This window comes from Novosphingobium sp. 11B (assembly GCF_054589055.1).
The window spans coordinates 1,544-4,823 of sequence record NZ_BAAILP010000089.1 but is presented as its reverse complement, the minus strand read 5'-3'; the positions used below and the strand labels follow the sequence as shown (position 1 = coordinate 4,823).

Here is a 3,280-nt window from a genome sequence, read left to right as displayed (position 1 = left end):
TAAACGGTCTCAGTGTTCGATGCTGGTGAAGCAAACTCCTGTTCCATCGTCATGGCCAATCTCCTGAATGACACTGCCGTCAGGATACCGGTTAATCCCGGCGACCTGCATAGGATCTTTTTGGAAGGCGCGCTCGGCAAGGCAGGACTGTTGCCGAGCGCAAAGCGATGATTGACCGAACGCACACCTTACCGGTGAAGCGTCAGGCGAAGGAACTGGGGATCAGCCGGGGCAGTGTCTATTATCTGCCCCGGCCGGTTTCGTCGAAGAATCTCGCGATCATGCGGCGCATCGATGCGTTGCACCTGGAGTTTCCGTTCGCGGGAAGCCGAATGCTACGTGATTTCCTGCGCCAGGAAAGTATCGAGATTGGCCGCTGCCATGTCGCGAGCCTGATGAAGAAGATCGCGATCGAGGCGGTCTATCGACGTCCCAGCACCTCGAAGCCGGCGCCAGGGCACAAGATCCACCCCTATCTCCTGCGCAAGCTTCCGATCGTAAGGCCCAATCAAGTCTGGGCGACAGACATCAGTTACATCCCCATGGCGCGGGGCTTCGTTTATCTCGTAGCCATCGTCGACTGGTTCAGCCGCAAGGTTCTCAGCCATCGGATTTCGATCACGCTGGAGGCCGACTTCTGCGTGGAAGCGCTCGAGGAAGCCCTGGCGCGCTATGGCAAGCCGGAGATTTTCAATACAGATCAGGGGAGCCAATTCACGAGCCAGGCCTTCACCGGCGTGCTCCGGCGCGAGGGTATCGCGATTAGCATGGACGGCCGCGGCGCCTGGCGCGACAATGTCGTGGTCGAGCGGCTGTGGCGCTCGGTGAAGTACGAAGAAGTCTACCTGCACGCCTACGCTTCGGTCAGCGAAGCGCGCAACGCGATCGGCCGATATCTGGGCTTCTATAACGCCCGGAGACCTCACTCGAGCCTCGGTGGGCGTCCGCCCGATCAGACCTACTTTGACAATCTGCCACAGGCCGTGGCAGCGTGAATTGGCTGCGAATTGCGGGGCGTCACTCCGGCCGGGGTCGAGTAGCCGCGGCGGATTACTCCACCGCGGCTCTCTCAGAACCGGACATGCGGACCACGCATCCGGCTCCTTGGGTCGATATCAGAGTGCCAGTACGAACTGGTCATTGACCCGTGGGGGGTTTAGCTCGTGCCATCGGGCTTTGAGCGAGATCAGTCGTCCATGGAACCATGAAGGAGGGTAAGCCCTCACGATCCCGGGTCGATTGGATTTCGCCCAGCTCCCTTTTCCGCAATACGCGGTGCCAGCGGCGGCATTGCGACTGACCCCGCGCGACAAAAGGTACCGGAACAAGAAGCGCGGACGCTTCTTTTGACGCACGATGATCGCCCTGAGCCGACGGCGAACGTGGGCGTCAACGACCCCCAGTTCAGACGCCACCTCTGCGGTGCAGAGGCGGTAATATGCCGACCATCCGTTCAGGTATCGACCAAGGTCGGCCATACAGGTCATGATCGATCTCCCCCAGTTGGGCGGAGTCATGTCCCGAATAGTCGTCAGCAGTCGACGCTTCGTTTTGCGGGACAGCGCGACCTCGATTGAGGACACACCATCTGTGCAGCGAAAGCAAAAGCCGAGGAAGTGGACCTGCTCCGGTTTCCGGATGTCGCTTTTCTCCTCATTGACCTGAAGGCGCAATCGCTCCTCCAGAAAACGCCGAAGAGATGCCATGACACGGATCCCGGCTCGCTCACTGCGCACAAAGACGTTGGCGTCATCGGCGTAGCGAACGAAACGTAGCCCGCGCCGCGCCATCTCCTGATCGAACTCGTCGAGAACGATGTTTGATAGAAATGGCGAAAGCGGGCCGCCTTGCGGAGTTCCTTCAACGACTTCGATACGTGTGCCATCCGGCATCACCACGGCCGACCTCAGCATTCGTCGTATCAGGTTGAGAATCCGCCGGTCGGCCACCCGCTGACTCATTCGATCCAGCAGGCGTTGGTGATGAACCCGGTCAAAAAATTGCGCCAGATCCAGATCAACCACCGTCCGAAAGCCCTCTTCCAGATATTCAGTCGCTTCAGCAATTGCCGTATGAGCACCACGATTATGACGGAACCCATGACTGCTGGGATGGAAGGTTGGTTCAAATATCGGCTCCAGAATCTGGAGAACCGCCTGTTGAACCACCCTCGTTCTCACATTGGGAATGCCCAGACCGCGCTGACCTCCACCGGGTTTGGGAATCCAGACCCGACGAATATCCCCTGGGTAAAAGCGTTCCGCCAACAGTACACGGCGCAGTTCAGTCAACAGATGCGGAGCTTGCGCTTCGGCCTCCTCAACCGTCTGGCCGTCGATCCCCGGTGCCCCCTTATTGCGTACAACGGACAGTAGCGCCTGCGCGAGATTTGCCTTGGACGCTACCGCCTCCAGCAGCCGATTTGAATCGGCTGCCCGGGTGAAAGAACTTGTCATGGTTTTGTGCTTCGCTGTGTGCAGTAGCCATGACCGACGCTCGGGTTCGCCCGAACCTCCGACATCGCCACCCCCTCGCGGGCTGTCGGCGAACACGAAGCTCAATTGATGATGTCCTTTCCTTCTCAACCCATCTCTCCCTTTGCTCAGCCGACTTTCACCGGCTTCATCGCTCCTACGGAGAGATCCGACTTCTGCAGGGGCATCGGCGGTCGTCGTTTCCTCCTATCCGCCTACCGCTCACGCGGACCCCAACAGATCTCCCGGGGTAAGAACACTGGATATGCCGCCGCCGCCGCCCTCACTACCGCCCCGGTCTCGGTTGGATTTTGGGCGTCGCGTTTGTAGGCACGCTCACCCGACCGGATCGGCCTGTCCAAGGGTTCACTCGCGTTCGGTGCTGCGGTTCGTCTAAGACTTCCTCCCCACACGGCCTCACGGCATCAGCGCCTTGCGCATCTCACGATGGGCACGCTGCGTGCAGTTGTCTTCGACTTACGGTTGCTACCAACTCGCCCCGTAAAGGACTTTCACCTCCTATCCAGTGCCCATGCCCGGCACACCTACGCCCGACCTCCATGACGCCCCGCAGGCGGCAGCTTGAACAACCAACCCGCAGACGATCCACTTATCAAACGTCAAAGGCTGTTCAGACGAGCCAAGCCACTTCTATGGCGGTGGGTTCGACGGGTGGAGGCAACACTTTAATCTTTTGCGGAAGATGGAGTGTCGCGATGAAGCAGCGTCGTCGGATCTATTACACGGCCAGCCAGCGAGCAGAGATATGGGATCGCTGGCAGCGCGGGGAGTCGATGAGTTCGATA

General features: G+C 59.4%; 1 protein-coding gene and 1 pseudogene. One reads left to right on the top strand and one right to left on the bottom strand.

The window, feature by feature from the left end; translation table 11 throughout:
• Positions 1-113: 113 nt before the first annotated feature.
• A pseudogene (locus tag ACYPYD_RS07890) lies at positions 114-995 on the top strand (IS3 family transposase); the annotation flags it as partial.
• A gap of 120 nt (positions 996-1,115) precedes the next feature.
• On the opposite strand, the gene ltrA reads toward ACYPYD_RS07890, so the two are convergent.
• Positions 1,116-2,552, bottom strand: a complete 1,437-nt coding sequence (gene ltrA, locus ACYPYD_RS07885) for a group II intron reverse transcriptase/maturase (protein WP_459662698.1) — start codon at positions 2,550-2,552, stop codon at positions 1,116-1,118.
• Positions 2,553-3,280 lie beyond the last annotated feature (728 nt).